The 14364-nt window shown below is 41.9% G+C and carries 16 protein-coding genes; 4 read left to right on the top strand and 12 right to left on the bottom strand.

The genetic code is table 11. From position 1 onward, the window contains the following. Positions 1 to 154 precede the first annotated feature (154 nt). The 10 genes from AABK39_RS27110 to AABK39_RS27065 form a co-directional block, all read right to left on the bottom strand. The gene (locus AABK39_RS27110) at positions 155 to 349 is read right to left on the bottom strand and encodes a hypothetical protein (RefSeq protein WP_338396255.1); all 195 of its coding nucleotides are present in this window, start codon (positions 347 to 349) and stop codon (positions 155 to 157) included. A gap of 890 nt (positions 350 to 1239) precedes the next feature. Then, complete coding sequence (locus AABK39_RS27105; RefSeq protein ID WP_338396254.1) at positions 1240 to 1587, bottom strand: hypothetical protein; 348 nt, start codon at positions 1585 to 1587, stop codon at positions 1240 to 1242. A gap of 89 nt (positions 1588 to 1676) precedes the next feature. After that, positions 1677 to 2084 (bottom strand): hypothetical protein, encoded by a 408-nt coding sequence (locus tag AABK39_RS27100; RefSeq protein ID WP_338396253.1) that lies wholly within the window; start codon positions 2082 to 2084, stop codon positions 1677 to 1679. A gap of 13 nt (positions 2085 to 2097) precedes the next feature. Next, positions 2098 to 2754 carry a hypothetical protein gene (locus AABK39_RS27095; RefSeq protein WP_338396252.1) on the bottom strand — a complete coding sequence of 219 codons (657 nt, stop codon included), beginning with the start codon at positions 2752 to 2754 and terminating at the stop codon, positions 2098 to 2100. A gap of 55 nt (positions 2755 to 2809) precedes the next feature. Next, the gene (locus AABK39_RS27090; protein ID WP_338396251.1) at positions 2810 to 3334 is read right to left on the bottom strand and encodes a hypothetical protein; all 525 of its coding nucleotides are present in this window, start codon (positions 3332 to 3334) and stop codon (positions 2810 to 2812) included. Positions 3335 to 3463: 129 nt separating this feature from the next. Next, on the bottom strand, positions 3464 to 3817 hold the full coding sequence (locus AABK39_RS27085; RefSeq protein ID WP_338396250.1) for a hypothetical protein: 354 nt from the start codon (positions 3815 to 3817) through the stop codon (positions 3464 to 3466). Between the two features lie 592 nt (positions 3818 to 4409). After that, positions 4410 to 4787: a hypothetical protein gene (locus AABK39_RS27080; RefSeq protein ID WP_338396249.1), complete on the bottom strand. Its 378-nt coding sequence runs from the start codon at positions 4785 to 4787 to the stop codon at positions 4410 to 4412. A gap of 164 nt (positions 4788 to 4951) precedes the next feature. Next, a complete protein-coding gene (locus AABK39_RS27075) occupies positions 4952 to 5482 on the bottom strand; it encodes a hypothetical protein (RefSeq protein WP_338396248.1) in 531 nt (176 codons plus the stop codon). Between the two features lie 103 nt (positions 5483 to 5585). Beyond that, on the bottom strand, positions 5586 to 5864 hold the full coding sequence (locus tag AABK39_RS27070; RefSeq protein WP_338396285.1) for a hypothetical protein: 279 nt from the start codon (positions 5862 to 5864) through the stop codon (positions 5586 to 5588). A gap of 238 nt (positions 5865 to 6102) precedes the next feature. Then, positions 6103 to 6585, bottom strand: coding sequence for a hypothetical protein (locus AABK39_RS27065; RefSeq protein WP_338396284.1), 483 nt, complete (start codon positions 6583 to 6585; stop codon positions 6103 to 6105). Positions 6586 to 7381: 796 nt separating this feature from the next. Here AABK39_RS27065 and AABK39_RS27060 point away from each other — a divergent pair. Then, positions 7382 to 8416 carry an ISAs1 family transposase gene (locus tag AABK39_RS27060; protein WP_338391371.1) on the top strand — a complete coding sequence of 345 codons (1035 nt, stop codon included), beginning with the start codon at positions 7382 to 7384 and terminating at the stop codon, positions 8414 to 8416. A 180-nt stretch (positions 8417 to 8596) separates the two neighbouring features. On the opposite strand, the gene AABK39_RS27055 is transcribed toward AABK39_RS27060, so the two are convergent. Further along, entirely contained in the window at positions 8597 to 10723 is a 2127-nt protein-coding gene (locus AABK39_RS27055; RefSeq protein WP_338396283.1) for a tetratricopeptide repeat protein, read from the bottom strand. Positions 10724 to 10986: 263 nt separating this feature from the next. On the opposite strand from AABK39_RS27055, the gene AABK39_RS27050 reads away from it, so the two are divergent. The 3 genes from AABK39_RS27050 (at position 10987) to AABK39_RS27040 (ending at position 13833) form a co-directional block, all read left to right on the top strand. After that, entirely contained in the window at positions 10987 to 11745 is a 759-nt protein-coding gene (locus tag AABK39_RS27050; RefSeq protein ID WP_338396282.1) for a ParA family protein, read from the top strand. A gap of 104 nt (positions 11746 to 11849) precedes the next feature. Beyond that, on the top strand, positions 11850 to 12776 hold the full coding sequence (locus tag AABK39_RS27045) for a ParB N-terminal domain-containing protein (RefSeq protein WP_338396281.1): 927 nt from the start codon (positions 11850 to 11852) through the stop codon (positions 12774 to 12776). A 352-nt stretch (positions 12777 to 13128) separates the two neighbouring features. Then, positions 13129 to 13833 carry a DUF4304 domain-containing protein gene (locus AABK39_RS27040; protein WP_338396280.1) on the top strand — a complete coding sequence of 235 codons (705 nt, stop codon included), beginning with the start codon at positions 13129 to 13131 and terminating at the stop codon, positions 13831 to 13833. Positions 13834 to 13893: 60 nt separating this feature from the next. On the opposite strand, the gene AABK39_RS27035 is transcribed toward AABK39_RS27040, so the two are convergent. Continuing rightward, the gene (locus AABK39_RS27035; protein WP_338396279.1) at positions 13894 to 14325 is read right to left on the bottom strand and encodes a hypothetical protein; all 432 of its coding nucleotides are present in this window, start codon (positions 14323 to 14325) and stop codon (positions 13894 to 13896) included. Positions 14326 to 14364: the final 39 nt, after the last annotated feature.

The following is a 14364-nucleotide window of genomic DNA, read 5'->3' as shown; positions in this document are numbered from 1 at the left end:
GTATCGAAATGTAAGTGGTTATCGTGTATCCCTTTATTATCTCCAATGATATTTATTGTTGAACCTGTTGTTGATACATCATTGACTATCGATGGGGCTACAAACACCCTTGAAAAGCCATTTCTTGACATCGAATTTATAAAATGTTTATTTCTTAAAGCATTGAACTGACTGTTAGTATAGTATCCTTGATATGGTCTTCTACTCCAGTTGTGACATCATTTCTATTATAGTATTCATACAGCACAGTATTGTTTATTGAATATTGTCCCACCGTACCTGAACCAGTAACTTCGGTGCCTGTATGAGGGAATTCAACCATTCCACTTTTGTGAATATTGCGTTCCATAAGGATTTAAGATTGAAATTGGTCCAGGCCCCTATTAATCGGACAATCGATTTTCGGCTATGTGGCTAGACCACAACAGAAGGCCTAGTTCCTTTCTTCCTCTTCTCTATGTGCTATGTATTCATTTGCGCATATGAGTCCTTCGGTATTCCGGGGATAGTCCTTGTTGAAAAAAAACGCTAAACGCAAAAAATACGGTATGTCATACACACTGGATTTTTCGTCCATTTTTTATTGATACAGCCCTTGCGTTACGGCCAAATGGCCAATTCGATCAGCGTGAGTTTCAGATTTTCTAGCCAGAAACGGGCGACAGGTAAACCGGTAGGAGCGGGGTGCTTTAGATTGTACAAATCTAAAGTATGGTTATTTAAATTAAAAACGAATTGTTTTATCATTGCTTATCCTTGATCCGCATTAGTAATTTATAATACCCTTAAGTATTTTAAGTAACGTAGATCCGAGCCCAATTGCTATATAGTAATATAACGCAATTATAAATATTACTATTAATGATAGTAATATGATTAATATGTGTTTGCCCTTAATCATTGTCATCTAAACGATCTTGTTCCTTATATTCCAATAATAATTTCCCCTCAAAAGAAAAACCATTATTATCATACTTTATTTCCTTAAACTTCATCTTATAAACATTAGTGAACTTTCGGTCATATAACTTATTATCTTCATCTCTTGCAGTTGATCTAGTTCCATCCCTTTCATAATAGACGCTTTCTATTGTTCCGTCCTTTATTAAATCTTGTAATGCTGATAAAGCATCTGTAATAAATTGATTTTTCTCTATTGTTTCATTATCAATGGGCTCAGCGGTTCAGCCCCCTACCCTCTCCATAAAAAACAAAAAGTCATATAAGTGCAACGCTAGTTTATCCTTTCCCTCTAGAGTAAATGATTTGCGTGTAAACAAACAAACAAGCCACCAACACAAGGTTGAGGACAAACAGCGTAGGCTCCGAATTGCTTCTGGTTAGCGCTGTGTAAAAAGTTAAACAGGTATAAACCAGTATTAGCCCACCTAAGAGGATCTTCTTCCTAAGAATCAACAGCGAAGACAAGATCAAGCCAATAAAGGTATTCGGAATAGTAAACTCGATTAACAAGTACCACCCGTCAGGCCTATGAGCATACCATGGAAAAGCGTCGATATTCACGCTAAGGTAAAACAAGCTAATCCCGTACATAAACGTTAATATGGCCAAATAAAACTTATACATACCTTTCCGCTGTTAAGTACGTCCAGACCCATTGTCACCCTCAGAAACGGAATGCGAGGATATGGGCATCCCGCCACCTGCCCGTCCCTCTAATACGGAAGGTCCGTCTCATTATATCCTGTAAAATCCTGTTTACCGATACCCCACCTATCTTCGCAATACAGAAACAGCTCATCGGATGTCGTAAACCCCACTTCCTCATATTCATGAATCGCCTCATTAAACGTCCATAGGTCTTCCGATTTACTGTCATTCAGATACGTCATAAGCTTGTATATGTATCTCGTGCCTTTCGGAATATCCCCCTTACACAGACGGATAAAAGAGTAAGTGTTACTCTCCTCATACACCCCAATCTTATTGAGAAACTCAACTTCCTTTATGTCATACTCTAAAGTATAGATCTCAATAAACCTAACCTCACCCCGGTCCTCAAACTGACAGTAGTTCCCTTTCATATCAAGGGGCAACCCCTTTTCCATCTCAAGATTTGTCATTCGTTATAGATTATCAGGGCCTCATAACCGGAGAAGAGGAAATAAGTGAATCGCCCTTATTAGAATGCTCTTTAAATACCTCAACTTTAACATCCATTATCTCCAAAGAACCTGTGTATATCAATAATATTTCTCTTTGTGGAGTAACATTTCCTATTAATCTTCTATTGTTATACTTATTTATATACCAGTCAATACTAGGTAATGAAACATAACCATACTTTGAAACTACACTGGTTCCTGAATGCTCTAGAGTACTATCTAAGGTATAATGGAATTCCTGTTCATAAAAATCTTTTGTGATATCGACATATTCTTCAGTATTACGTTCCTTTCCAAGGATTTTGACATAAGAAATTTTATCCGAAGCCCCATCAGATCCTGGCCGTATATATCCTATCCTTATGGTTTTAGTTGAGTCGCTATGAAAAGAGACTGTTGGCCTTAGTTCCAACAAAAAACTTGATTCGTCGCTGTTATCTCGATTTTTCAGGAATAGACAATTTCTTTGCGTCGGAACGTATTTCAACATTCTTGTTTGAAACCCATCCGTTTTGAATCTATTATTTAAATATTTGGGTCTAAAAAAGTCAAAAATAGACAATACATATAGGCATCCGCCCACAAAAACGATTATAACCGATAAAAAAAAGATTTTCAGTTTACTCATATTTCTAATTTTCAACATACAAAAAAATGCCTCTCTCCGCTAAAGAGAGTGTTTTCTATAGAGAAAACAAATACGAAAAGAAAGGTAAGTAGCTGTCCCCACCCGCTAACTCAGTCGCCTTATTAATATAGCTTTTGCGCTCAGTACCTTCATCAACTATATCCCTTTGTGTTAGTCGTGATATATACTCCGTATATTGAAGAATGGCGTCCAAGAAGCTGGCACTGTCTTTTGCGCAAGAATAAAGAATGCGCCCATCACTTATTTCAAGTAGATTGATCTTTCCAGTAGAGATCTCTATCCCTAAACTGTCTTCCATGATTCCCCCGAACAGATAATGGTCTAGTACGCAAAAGTAATCATCCGAAAATGACAAGTGTTCTATTATTGGAGACCGCTGATTAATATTCGCGACAAGATTAAGTATAGGATCAGTGTCCTTATTCTTAAAAGGAACATGGAATTCTCCCCGCCACATCTCCGTCTCCATTTCCAACATTTGATACCTCTCGGAGTCTATATCCCCTACAATATCAGGGCATTGATCCATTAATGCCGTTATAAACTCTTTTGTATTCATAGTAATATTTCGTTAAACACCGTTTTGCCCATTTTTTAACGATTAAAAGGCCTATACACTTAGCCTTAGGTTTCAGATAGGGGACGTAAACAGCCAACACTTAGGTTCAGTTGGACTTAGGCGAATGCCCTAGTCAAGACTAGGTATGTAAAAATAGTCGTCAAGAATATCTCCTTCATTATTAAACTCTAGGTCGTACCTGAAATACTCCGATTTTGTAGCCGGATCAATCATCGAATATAAGATTCTGAAAAAAGGTTTTCCTTGGATAAGATCTCCACGAAAATGAATTGTAATTCCTCTATATATTATCTCTAATTTCCTTGTGTCACCCTTGTATTTGGATACATCGTTAAATCCATTCTCCTGTAAAAAATCATAATCATATGCATGGTCTTTTAACGCTTCAGTAGCTAACTTTTTCAATTTTTCAATATTGAATTTATTAAAAAATATACTCTGAATATCTTCTACATTAGGCATACGTATAAGTGTTTTTCTTAAAAAGGTTGGCCGAAAGAAATGCGACTTTATAACTTTACTGGGGAATCCAATACACCCTTTAAAACGTTAAAAGATGCTCCCTCGACCTATTGGATACTATCCCCATCATTCTCCTTGCGATTATACTTGATACTGTTTAAAGAATCGAGTAAAAGAGTATCTGAGGGAAATGTGTTTGTGTTACTGTTTGATCTTTTACTCCAGCTTTCTTTGGTATTCATAATACCCTTCACCGCTTCAGGTATCGTTAAAGCAAATTTGAACGCTAAATACGTCATTATTGCAAGGTAGATCGCCAGAGAACTGACCATAAAGATTAGTATAAATTTTATTTTTGATCTCATTCCCAAGTATAGGTTTACTTAAAAGTATGACTACTACCTAGCACCCAAATTAGGCTCACGTACAGACACGGGCATGCCCTGTCTCCCCACTAGGATGGTAATACAAGATAATCTCCCTAAAAAATCAGCTCCTCTTTCCTATACAGATAAAAGGCCAATGCGCTCAGCGTAAGTTCCCGGCTAAACAACTGGAAACGTCCGACGACAAACTTAGTCGAGCAGAGGAATTACTGATTTCCAACAACGTTACGAGCCAATTTAGCTGGGTCTTCGAGGGTAAGTCGAATCTTTCTCTCATCTCTCAATACGGTTAGATCATATGAGTCTTGAGGTTTATGTATAGAATCAAATTGTTGTAAAGGATTCCCAGAGACTGTACACGCCATCAATATACTATCATTTTTTGAAGTGATGACTTTAATCCATCCGTGGTCAAACGAAACAGTTTTAACCCTTATAGAATATTGATTTTCATATTCCATATATCGATATTTTTTTAAATTCTTTATTCTCTTTTTGTCTGAAAAGTGAATGAGGATTGGTAAACTTATGACTATTGACAAAAAGGCTAACAGTGTGCTAATTATATTCTTTTTGACCTTCATATGTTGGGTTGTTGAAAATAGTTACTTTTTAAGGACTTTTGTCGTTCCTTTATCAGTGGTCTATGAAAATGTTTGGGCAACACCAACTCCTATTGAAGCACCAGCACTGATAGTTCCCGTTTTCGTTTTGAGACACGGATATGCCCTATCTTCCCACAAGACACCTACCCCCCCAATATCCCACAAATATCATCCTGAAGATCACCTAAGCGTATTGCGGGATTCAACTCGACTACATCCCCTTCGGTAACCCTCAGACCGCTATAGACACTTTCCACTACCCTAGCCGGAAAAGATCTTTCATAATAAGACTCAGCCCATAACCGGTAAGAAAGACAGCCGTTTTTAAGAGTACCCAACCAATCGTATTCATCTAGATTATCCGGATAAACCGACCAATAATCATCCGAGTATCTTCTCCAGAAAAAAAACGAAGCCTCGGAAACATTAAACGCGGGCTCATCGACAAAACCGGAAAACCCCTCGGGAATCCTTTTTGGAATATCACTGACATTAGGCAAAGACGGACCCGACAAAACCTTACCCACCGCACCAAACTTCGTAAAATGAATAAAGCACTCAGCGCCAAGGCCATCCCTTACAGACCCCATCATCTCGCCTTTAGACCAATTACCGTCGAAGGAAAAATACCGATGCTCCCATTCAGGCATTATCACAGCGTCAAGCAAAGCCATCCCCTGCATATTTCTTCTTAACCCATCAATATTAGGTAAATCAATAATGCTCCTTAAGGCCTCCATAACTCGAATATATAATTATTGACCACACTCAATCCTATTATTCGATCAAAGCCTCTTTCGCCACTTTATCTTCGTTGCGAAGAGTATAATTCAATGTTTGAGTTCCTCGATGAACAGTTAGATTATATGAACCCTCCTGTTTTGTCACCGAATCGGCCTCCTCAAAGGGGTTTCGCAAGGGAGTGCAGATAACCAAGATACTATCGTCTTCGCTTGTGATTGTCTTAGTATACCCTCGGTCATACTCAACATCCCTAACCGTGAAAGAATAACCCCTATCGTATTTCATGTATTTATACCGCCGTATCTCCTCCATCCTTTTGTTATCGGTGTATCTAACAAGAAATGGGAAAATGATCGCCATCGTTAAAAATGCAATGATCGCAGGTCGGTTTCTTTTTTTCATATGCCTGATGATTAAAAGTTGTTATCGCCTTTACTACCCTTGCCAACACTTCTTGAATCTGTCTGGAATCTCCTTTTGCGTACAAAAAAATATCTACTCCTATAAAGAATCAACAAGAAGCCGGAAAAGGGTGAGCTGGGATTTTCACCTAGTTATAATATTCTGAGCCACTCATCTCAAAACATCCATATGGAGTACAAAAAGGATATTCTGTTGATTCTAATTCAAAGGCTGGCCCTTTATTAAAGAGGAATTTATTATTCATAATTTTAACGGGAAGGTAATCAGGCATGTCAGCATGATAACATATGATTCTTTTGTTCCCGCAAAGAATAACTCGGCTTACCCCTTTATTACCATATATATTGAATGAAGTGAACACCTTGTGAGAATTATTATAAGAATCTTCCCAATGCCCTATAAACCATACTTTAGATTTTATACCATCATCTTTATTAGAGTAATTTCTAATTAAGCCAAGTTTTGAGGTTTGCTGGATATCGGTAATGTATATAGAATCAAAAAAGGTAGCTGCTTCCTGAGCAAAAGATTTTACGCTTAATAGAAGTAAAATTATTGTTGAGATAAGTTTGATGACTTCCCTCTTTCTATCCGTATTTTGTTTAGCCATTTCTTTGGGGCTTCTTAGTTTTTGACGAACTGAAGTTTCCTCATTTATCTGAATAATGAATTAGGACAAATGCAGTGAAACTTAGTCTCTGGTATAAAAGAACATTACCTAAACGCAAAAAACATGGTTATTACAAACTTGATGTGCTGATTTTATTATTGTCAAGTAGAACTGATCTATCACTCATCGCTTGTGCCTTTAATATCCCATCTATTCATTAGCCAACTATAAGGAATGCTGTCAAAGGGAACGTGTGAATCTGAAGAATGAAGTTCACCAAACAAAGACTTAAATTCCCCCCCATGTTGAAGATCATGGACATCTGTTTTTGATGTTCGTCTTATTAAACAACTGTAGGATGGAAATTCAGGCAAGTATGCGACATATCCAATACTATTGTCTAAGCTAGACCGCCCTTCAATCCATACATCATAATTTTTCCCATTTACAGAATATCGATAAGTATAGTTTGTCCGGTGGTATCTGCCAGGTTCAAAATTTACAATTCTGAAAGACGCAACATGCCCTTCTTTTTGCAAAACAGATGTAATATATTCTATATATATATCCCTGATAAAGATATAAATACAGGGCCTGTTCATAAAGCGTCTGAGAAAATAGGAGCTTACCACCATGAATTGCAATTTTGAATTACCACAAACAAACTTGCGGTTGATGGATAAGCTCCCAAAAAAACGAAATTAATCAATACTACCTCCAGTTACAACTAAGCCTTGTAGACCACAGGAACGCCAAGGGGAAGAAGCACGAACTGGCTTTTGTCGTACTGTGCTTTATGCTTGCCGTATTCAGGAGCGGAGGAAAACTCAATTTCTCACAGATTCACCGCTCAATGAAAAGGGATCACGATTATTGGCGGGATTTCACAGGTGGTAAAAGTAAGTGTTGTGTGAGCCGTGTTCAACTCCGAAGAATCCTGAAGGATACAGATATACAGGGACTTAAGGCGGTTGCTGAAACCACTTTTAACGCAAACGAAACTATAGATCCGCAAGCTCTTCAATGGTTTTCGATTGACGGTAAAGAACTCCGGGGGAGTATCGACAAATCCTCAGGGGACAAACGCGGGGAAAGCGTGGTTCTGGTTACCGCGCAAGAAGATAAAACCAGCAAGGTTGTAGGCTACTATTCGGGTACCAAAGACTCCGAGCGGGGTATTGTCGACGAATATTTTGAAACTCAATCCGGTCTTTCGGGAACGGCTTATACGATGGATGCCCTTCACAATAATTCCGGGTTACTGGAGGGAATCCATGGAAAACGGGGCGTCTACCTTTCACAAATAAAAGGGAACCAGAAAATACTCCGTGAAGACCTTCGAGACATGGAGCGGAGATCAGAATGTTTGGATTATAAAAAGACCGTCGAAAAGGGCCATGGCAGGATCGAAACAAGAATATACCGGACCTACCCGGTGGAAACGGGATGCTTGGAGCGTCGCTGGTCGAATACGGGGATGAGCTGCTTCATACGGGTAGACCGTACCCGTAAAGTCGTTAAAACAGGAAAAACATCAAGCGAGACATCATACTACGTCAGCAATATAAATACCGGTCTTATTGATCAATACAACTTGCCTAACGCCGTAAGGGGACACTGGTCCGTAGAGGCAAACAATAATATGAGGGATACGAACTTCGGAGAGGACGGGTTAAGGAGCCTTGTCTCTGGTATACAGCAAAGTGTTTCATGTATTTTGACTGCTGTAATGAATATTTTGATCCAAAGGAACGCTGGTGAAAATATGAATGAAATGCGAGAGGAGATCGTAGCAGATATAAATTCTATTCACCAATATTTTAATAGATAGACCTTTATGAACAAGCCCTGGATATAAATATGACGATTAGTATTAGTAAAGTACTGAATGTAGTTGCAACGATTTTACCTAGTATTCTTTTCATTGTTACTGTCTCAAAAAGTGTATAAACACATAATGTCAAAATTAAGCTTTATCCCATCCTTTCGGGTGAAACAAACAACCCCCAACCTACTTAAACGGCAACACCGAATACTGAATATCCACGCTAATCCCCTCCTCAGCCAGATCATAATGAAAAAACGAAGCCCATTCCTCCGGCCTGTCCACCTTCGGGCCCAGTGTGATATTCGTAATATACGGCCGTATATTCACCAGCTCCGTATACACCCGCCCGGGCCCCTGCCCGTCATTCTTCTCCACCACCTTCGTTAGCCCCGTTCCCGTCAAAATCATCCTGATCTCATGCTCATACACATACTGGTCAGTCTTAAACAGATAAGCGATCTCCAACAGCTTCCTTTCCAGTGACAGCCGCAACGCCTTCAGGCGTTCCTCGTCCCCGTACTCCTCCTTCAGAATATCGGATATACTACCCTTCAGTTCGGCCAAAAGCTTTTCCAGATTATCTTCCTCACCCTTGTTCCCCGGCACCCTCACCCCATCGTCCTCAGTCAGATACGCCACATAATAAAAACCGACTTCCTTCTTCAACCGCTCCTGATCTATCAGCTTCGCCTCCAAGGCCTCCCGCTTTTCCTGTGGCGCTTCCGGACATAAAGCATCATTGATTGCCTTCTCAAGTTCTTCCCGCCTCAGTGTAATCGCGCATCCCATACCCTCCGTATGCCGTTCCTTTCCGTACATCCGCCACAGCGTAAGGTCATCACGCTTGCTGGCGGGCACAAAACTCCCGATAAAAGGCTTCGGCTGAAACGTCTCCTTCATACCCTCGCCCCTCAACCTGTATTCCGTATCCTTGTCAATAAAATCGAACAGCTTATGCCCCTCCGAAGTATCGTTCAAAAAAGCCCCCTCCGACATCCGTAATTTTGAACCCCGAATTCTCTTTCCCTCTTTGTCTTGACTTTCCTGACTAATGATAATCTTGCCTGTCCCCAAACCAGTGTAATGCGTAAGCTCACTTTCCTCAGGATTAATTTCAAGGCTTGCTCTCACCGAATCTATTTGCGTATAGATATCATATAGGGAAGGGAATTGAATAAAGTCACTCAGGTTCCGAATCTCATTCTGTATTTCGGCTTTTTTTGAAATATCCATTTCCGCCCTTTCCAAAGCTATCTCATAGGTAGATCTTGCTCCTTCATAATCCTCGAGGTCTTTTTGAACAGATGCTTTGTTTGTATAAGGGATAATGTTATTCGGGATAATATGTAGGACCTCATTGTAGTCGCTTATTGCCCCCTCCTTGTCCTCGAGGTCGTATTTGGCTATGCCCCTGTTGAAGTACGCTTTGGCGTATTTCTTGTCAATGCGTATAACTTCGTTATAATCCTTTACAGCTCCCTCCTTGTCCTCTAATCCGTATTTGACAATGCCCCTGTTGAAATACGCATTGGCGTATTCCTTGTCAACGCGTATAGCTTCGCAGTAGTCCTTTATGGCGCCCTCTTTGTCCCCGAGTTCGGATTTGGCGTTGCCCCTGTTGTAGTACGATCCAGCGAATTCCTGGTCAATCCGTATAGCTTCGTTGTAGTCCCTAATGGCACCCTCTTTGTCCCCGAGTTCGGATTTAGCTAAGCCCCTGTTGTAGTACGCTCCGGCGAATTTCGGGTCAATTCGTATAGCCTCGTCGAAGTCCTTTATGGCACTCTCATTGTCCCCGAGTCCGGATTTGGCTAAGCCCCTATTGGAGTACGCATAGGCGTATTCTGAGTCAATCCGTATAGCCTCGCTGTAGTCCCTTATTGCGCCTTCCTTATCCCCGATCTCGTATTTGGCATTGCCCCTGTTGTTGTACGCATTGATGTATTCTGGGTCAATCCGTATGGCCTCGTCGTAATCTTTTATGGCTCCTTCTTTATCCCCGAGGTCGTATTTGGCATGGCCTCGAAAATGATAAGCCTTTGCCTCCCCTGGATTTATTGCTATCGCCCGGTTCGTTACTTCAATACACTCCTCATTCTTCCCTGCTCTGTTTAGCGAGAGCGCTAATATAACATACCCCTTAGCGCTAGGCTTCCGCTCATTCTCTTCGGATACCCAACTTATAATATTCGGATAGACCTTGTCCCTTACCGGAATCTCAACAGCATACTCCACCGCCTCTTCCAGCTTCCCTTCCCTAAACAGCTCCTTAATCTCTTCCAGATGATCCTTTGTCGCTACAGCTTCCATAAAAAAACAGTCAAAAATAGCCCTTGCCGTTCCCAAAAAATCAAATCAAACCTCACCGGGCGGTGAATAAAATAACCTTAAGGAACAATTAAAGAATAGTCACCCTATCCCGATCCCAAGAAGGCCTCAAGCCCATCAATTCAGTACCTAATACCCAACCGGACTTACCCTTTTATCATCCCTAAGCGAATATACCCCTTTTTACCGGGCATTCCGTGGGCCCGGCCCTTCCAACCCTCCCAAAAATTTACGATCTTCCCCACATGGCGAAAATAATATCCATCATAAACCACAAAGGCGGCGTGGCCAAGACCACCACCACCATCAACCTCGGCAAAGCCCTCGCCCTGCTGGGCAACCGAGTGCTCTTGGTAGACCTCGATCCGCAAGGCAACCTCAGCCAAGGCCTCGGCCACGAAGAGCCCGAAGAGCAAGTGGTCCACGCCCTGCTCGAAGGCGCCGAACTTCCGCAGGTACCCATATCGGAAAACCTCTGGCTGGCGCCCTCCGATCTTGAGCTCGTCGACGCCGAACTGCGCCTCAACAACGAGATCGGCGGCTTCGGACGCCTGCGCAAAGCCCTGCGCGCCGTCAAAGACAACTACGATTACATCCTGATCGACTGCCCGCCCTCGCTCAACATCGTCACCCAAAACGGCATGGTGGCCTCAGATTCCGTCATCATCACCATCGCCCCCAGCTTCTTCGCCATGAAAGGCCTGCAACGCCTCATGGGCATCGTCGAGCAAGTCCGCGAAGAGATCCACCCCGACCTCGAAGTCGAAGGCATCGTCTTCACCCTCGTCGAAAAGCGCCTCGTCATCCACAAGTCCGTCATCGACTACATCGGCGAAGCCACCGAGGGCCGCGTGCGCCTCTTCCAAGCCTTCATCCGCAAGAACGTCGCCCTGGAAGAGTCAAACTCCAACCAGACCGACATCTTCACCTACGACAAAACCTCCAACGGCGCCGCCGACTACATGGCCCTGGCCGAAGAACTGGCCTCCGTTCCAGCCCGTTAACCCCAACGCCACCGTAGAGACATGGCACGCCTTGTCTCCGCACCCCGCTTAACGTTCCGTTTTTCACCCTGTCCAAAACGCCCAGCGAGGCAACCCCAACACCGATGAGCAAAAACAAAAAAGGCTTCTTCGCCCAAAAACCACAGAAATCGATCTTCGGAAATACCACCTCCGTCAAAGACAACCTCACCGTCCTGCAGGAGCTCGAAGAATTCATCCACCCCCTCACGGCCGAAGAGACCGAACAGCTGGAAGAAAACATCGCCCGCGACGGCGTGCGCGAGCCCCTCATCGTCTGGGAAGACAACGACCGATACGTACTCGTCGACGGCCACAACCGCTACCGCATAGCCCGCTCCCTCGGTATAGATTTCAAGATCCGCACCGTAGAGTTCGCCGATACCGAAGCCGTAAAACACTGGATGATCAACAACCAGCTCGGCCGGCGCAACATCACCAAAGAGCAGCGCGCCTACTTCATCGGTCAGCGCTACCTCATCGAAAAGAAACGCGTGGGCGCCCCCGCGGACAATAAAAACGCCTCCAAAAATCAAACGGGACAAAATGTCCCATTTGAATCCACCGCCACGGCCGATGTCCTCGCCAAAGAATACGGCATCTCCGACAAAACCGTAAAACGCAACGCCGACTACGCCAAAGGCGTCGACATCCTGGCCGAAACCCGTCCCGAAGAAAAACAGAAGATCCTCACCGGCCAGTCCAAAATCAAAAAAGCCGACATACAGGCCGTAGCCTCCGGCAAAAAGACCGCCGAAGAAGTCCTCCCCGCCTCAGCGGAAACAATATCAACGGAGTCCGGCGACAAAGGCGACGGATCGCCCAGCCCGTCACTGAACCTCCCCGTAAAGGAAACCTTCGAATCCGAAAGCCTCACGCCAAAAGAGATAGACAAACTCAACCGCCTACACGGCCAACTGGAAAAAGCCACCGCCCAACTCTTCAAGTCAGGCTTCAGCAAAACAGACCTGAAATGGATACTGGGCCAAGTAGTCAAAGGAGTAGAAAAATAACCAACCACGAACCGTAGAGACAGGGCCCACCCTGTCTCCCTATACGGAAGATACCCCCGCCGTCGCAAGGTTCCGACCTTGTGACCACCCCTATCGGCAGGTTCCCACCTGCCCTCGCGGATGGTCTATAGCCCCAGAGTTACCTCTTCTTATACCAATAGCCTTGCTTCCGGGAACCGGAGGCGTCTGTGAATTTTACGCGACTCCGTTTTAACTGGTGGGAAATATATTTACTTTGAGGGCGGGTTAAAACTAAACATAACACCTCCTAATCAAAATAAAGTCTGGATTCAGACCGATTTTATCGGTTGGGTTTACAAGACTTAGAAAGTCATTATAAAAAATAGCGTAAATGAATTTAGCGGAGCTGAAGAAAAATATTTTTTCTATTTATAAGAAAGAATTTAAGAAAAATGGATTTAATATTTCTGGAAATACATTTCGAAAAAAAGAAAATGGCTTTGTAAAGGTCTTTAATATCCAATTAAGTCAATTTAACTTTTATATTTCTGACAACCTTTTCAGTTGTTCCTATTGTATAAATATTGGCCTCTTTTACCCAGAGGCATATAATTTTAGTTTCTCAGAGTTTTATACCGATGATGTTCTTGAGGAAATGGTACCCCCTAAAAATCCTAAAGAATCTGATTGCCAATTTAGTAGTAGAGGGCACGAAATTTTAGGTACTTTAAAATCATACGTTATTAATAATAACACTGATATAGCCATCTTTATAGAATTAATAACGAAAGAAATAAAGAACGTATTTATTCCTTTTTTTGAAGAATTGGTTGATCTCGAAGATTGTAAAGTTTTACTTAATAAATATCTAAAAAGTGATGCCGTAGATATATGGACAGCATTGGCTTACACTTCATTGGGAAAACATTATCTCGCCAAAGAGTTAGTGTTAGATGTTTTGAAAAAAAACGAGGTTAAGCCTAGAATTAAAAAGAGAATTATACATTGGATTGAAAGTAAAGGTGTTGATTTGGGAGTCCCTAATGATGATGATGAACAAAATAAGATTGATATATCAAGTGGGCGTTATCCGTAGTGATTATAATTGTAAGCCCCCGCCGTCGCAAGGTACTGTCTTTTAAAACAAGCAAGTCAATTAGTTGTCTTGGCCTTTTTTTGGGGTCTTAATATAGCTAATCATCTCAGCGTTATTAATTGAGTTTCTCGGAACTAAAACATAATCCGACAAATCAAATTTACGCAGGAACTTATCCATTTCATCATTCTCTAAGTCCTGATATGGTACTATCACGCTTAAATGCGGATACCTTTTACCATAAATCACTAAACATGGAGCGTCCTTTTTTAATCTTATAATACAAGAGGCCTTATATGTGACCTTATTTACCGTATAAACATATACACCTGACTCTCTATCAGGTAAACCTTCATTCTCTAAAGCAATCCCTTTTGTTATTCCACTTGGTTGCATTCTATAATAATTGACAAAACGAGCCACAATCAAGTATAAAAAAATGATCCCGAAGCCTATAAAAATATAACGATCTTTAGCTAGATATTTCTTCATCTTACTTTTTAATAATGTGAATTCCCCTTCATGTTTTCT

This window comes from Fulvitalea axinellae, from assembly GCF_036492835.1.
Taxonomy (GTDB): Bacteria; Bacteroidota; Bacteroidia; order Cytophagales; family Cyclobacteriaceae; genus Fulvitalea; species Fulvitalea axinellae.
Note: the sequence above shows the minus strand (reverse complement) of the source record. Positions and strands in the feature narration are given on the sequence as shown.

Bases quoted from the DNA above. Each gene is read 5' to 3' on its own strand.
- AABK39_RS27040 (WP_338396280.1), top strand. From the start codon at position 13,129: ATGAATTTAGCGGAGCTGAAGAAAAATATTTTTTCTATTTATAAGAAA.
- AABK39_RS27065 (WP_338396284.1), bottom strand. From the start codon at position 6,585: ATGGCTAAACAAAATACGGATAGAAAGAGGGAAGTCATCAAACTTATC.
- AABK39_RS27035 (WP_338396279.1), bottom strand. From the start codon at position 14,325: ATGAAGAAATATCTAGCTAAAGATCGTTATATTTTTATAGGCTTCGGG.
- AABK39_RS27060 (WP_338391371.1), top strand. From the start codon at position 7,382: ATGCTTGCCGTATTCAGGAGCGGAGGAAAACTCAATTTCTCACAGATT.
- AABK39_RS27085 (WP_338396250.1), bottom strand. From the start codon at position 3,817: ATGCCTAATGTAGAAGATATTCAGAGTATATTTTTTAATAAATTCAAT.
- AABK39_RS27090 (WP_338396251.1), bottom strand. From the start codon at position 3,334: ATGAATACAAAAGAGTTTATAACGGCATTAATGGATCAATGCCCTGAT.
- AABK39_RS27050 (WP_338396282.1), top strand. From the start codon at position 10,987: ATGGCGAAAATAATATCCATCATAAACCACAAAGGCGGCGTGGCCAAG.
- AABK39_RS27075 (WP_338396248.1), bottom strand. From the start codon at position 5,482: ATGGCTTTGCTTGACGCTGTGATAATGCCTGAATGGGAGCATCGGTAT.
- AABK39_RS27055 (WP_338396283.1), bottom strand. From the start codon at position 10,723: ATGGAAGCTGTAGCGACAAAGGATCATCTGGAAGAGATTAAGGAGCTG.
- AABK39_RS27110 (WP_338396255.1), bottom strand. From the start codon at position 349: ATGGAACGCAATATTCACAAAAGTGGAATGGTTGAATTCCCTCATACA.
- AABK39_RS27105 (WP_338396254.1), bottom strand. From the start codon at position 1,587: ATGTATAAGTTTTATTTGGCCATATTAACGTTTATGTACGGGATTAGC.
- AABK39_RS27095 (WP_338396252.1), bottom strand. From the start codon at position 2,754: ATGAGTAAACTGAAAATCTTTTTTTTATCGGTTATAATCGTTTTTGTG.
- AABK39_RS27070 (WP_338396285.1), bottom strand. From the start codon at position 5,864: ATGGAGGAGATACGGCGGTATAAATACATGAAATACGATAGGGGTTAT.
- AABK39_RS27100 (WP_338396253.1), bottom strand. From the start codon at position 2,084: ATGACAAATCTTGAGATGGAAAAGGGGTTGCCCCTTGATATGAAAGGG.
- AABK39_RS27080 (WP_338396249.1), bottom strand. From the start codon at position 4,787: ATGAAGGTCAAAAAGAATATAATTAGCACACTGTTAGCCTTTTTGTCA.
- AABK39_RS27045 (WP_338396281.1), top strand. From the start codon at position 11,850: ATGAGCAAAAACAAAAAAGGCTTCTTCGCCCAAAAACCACAGAAATCG.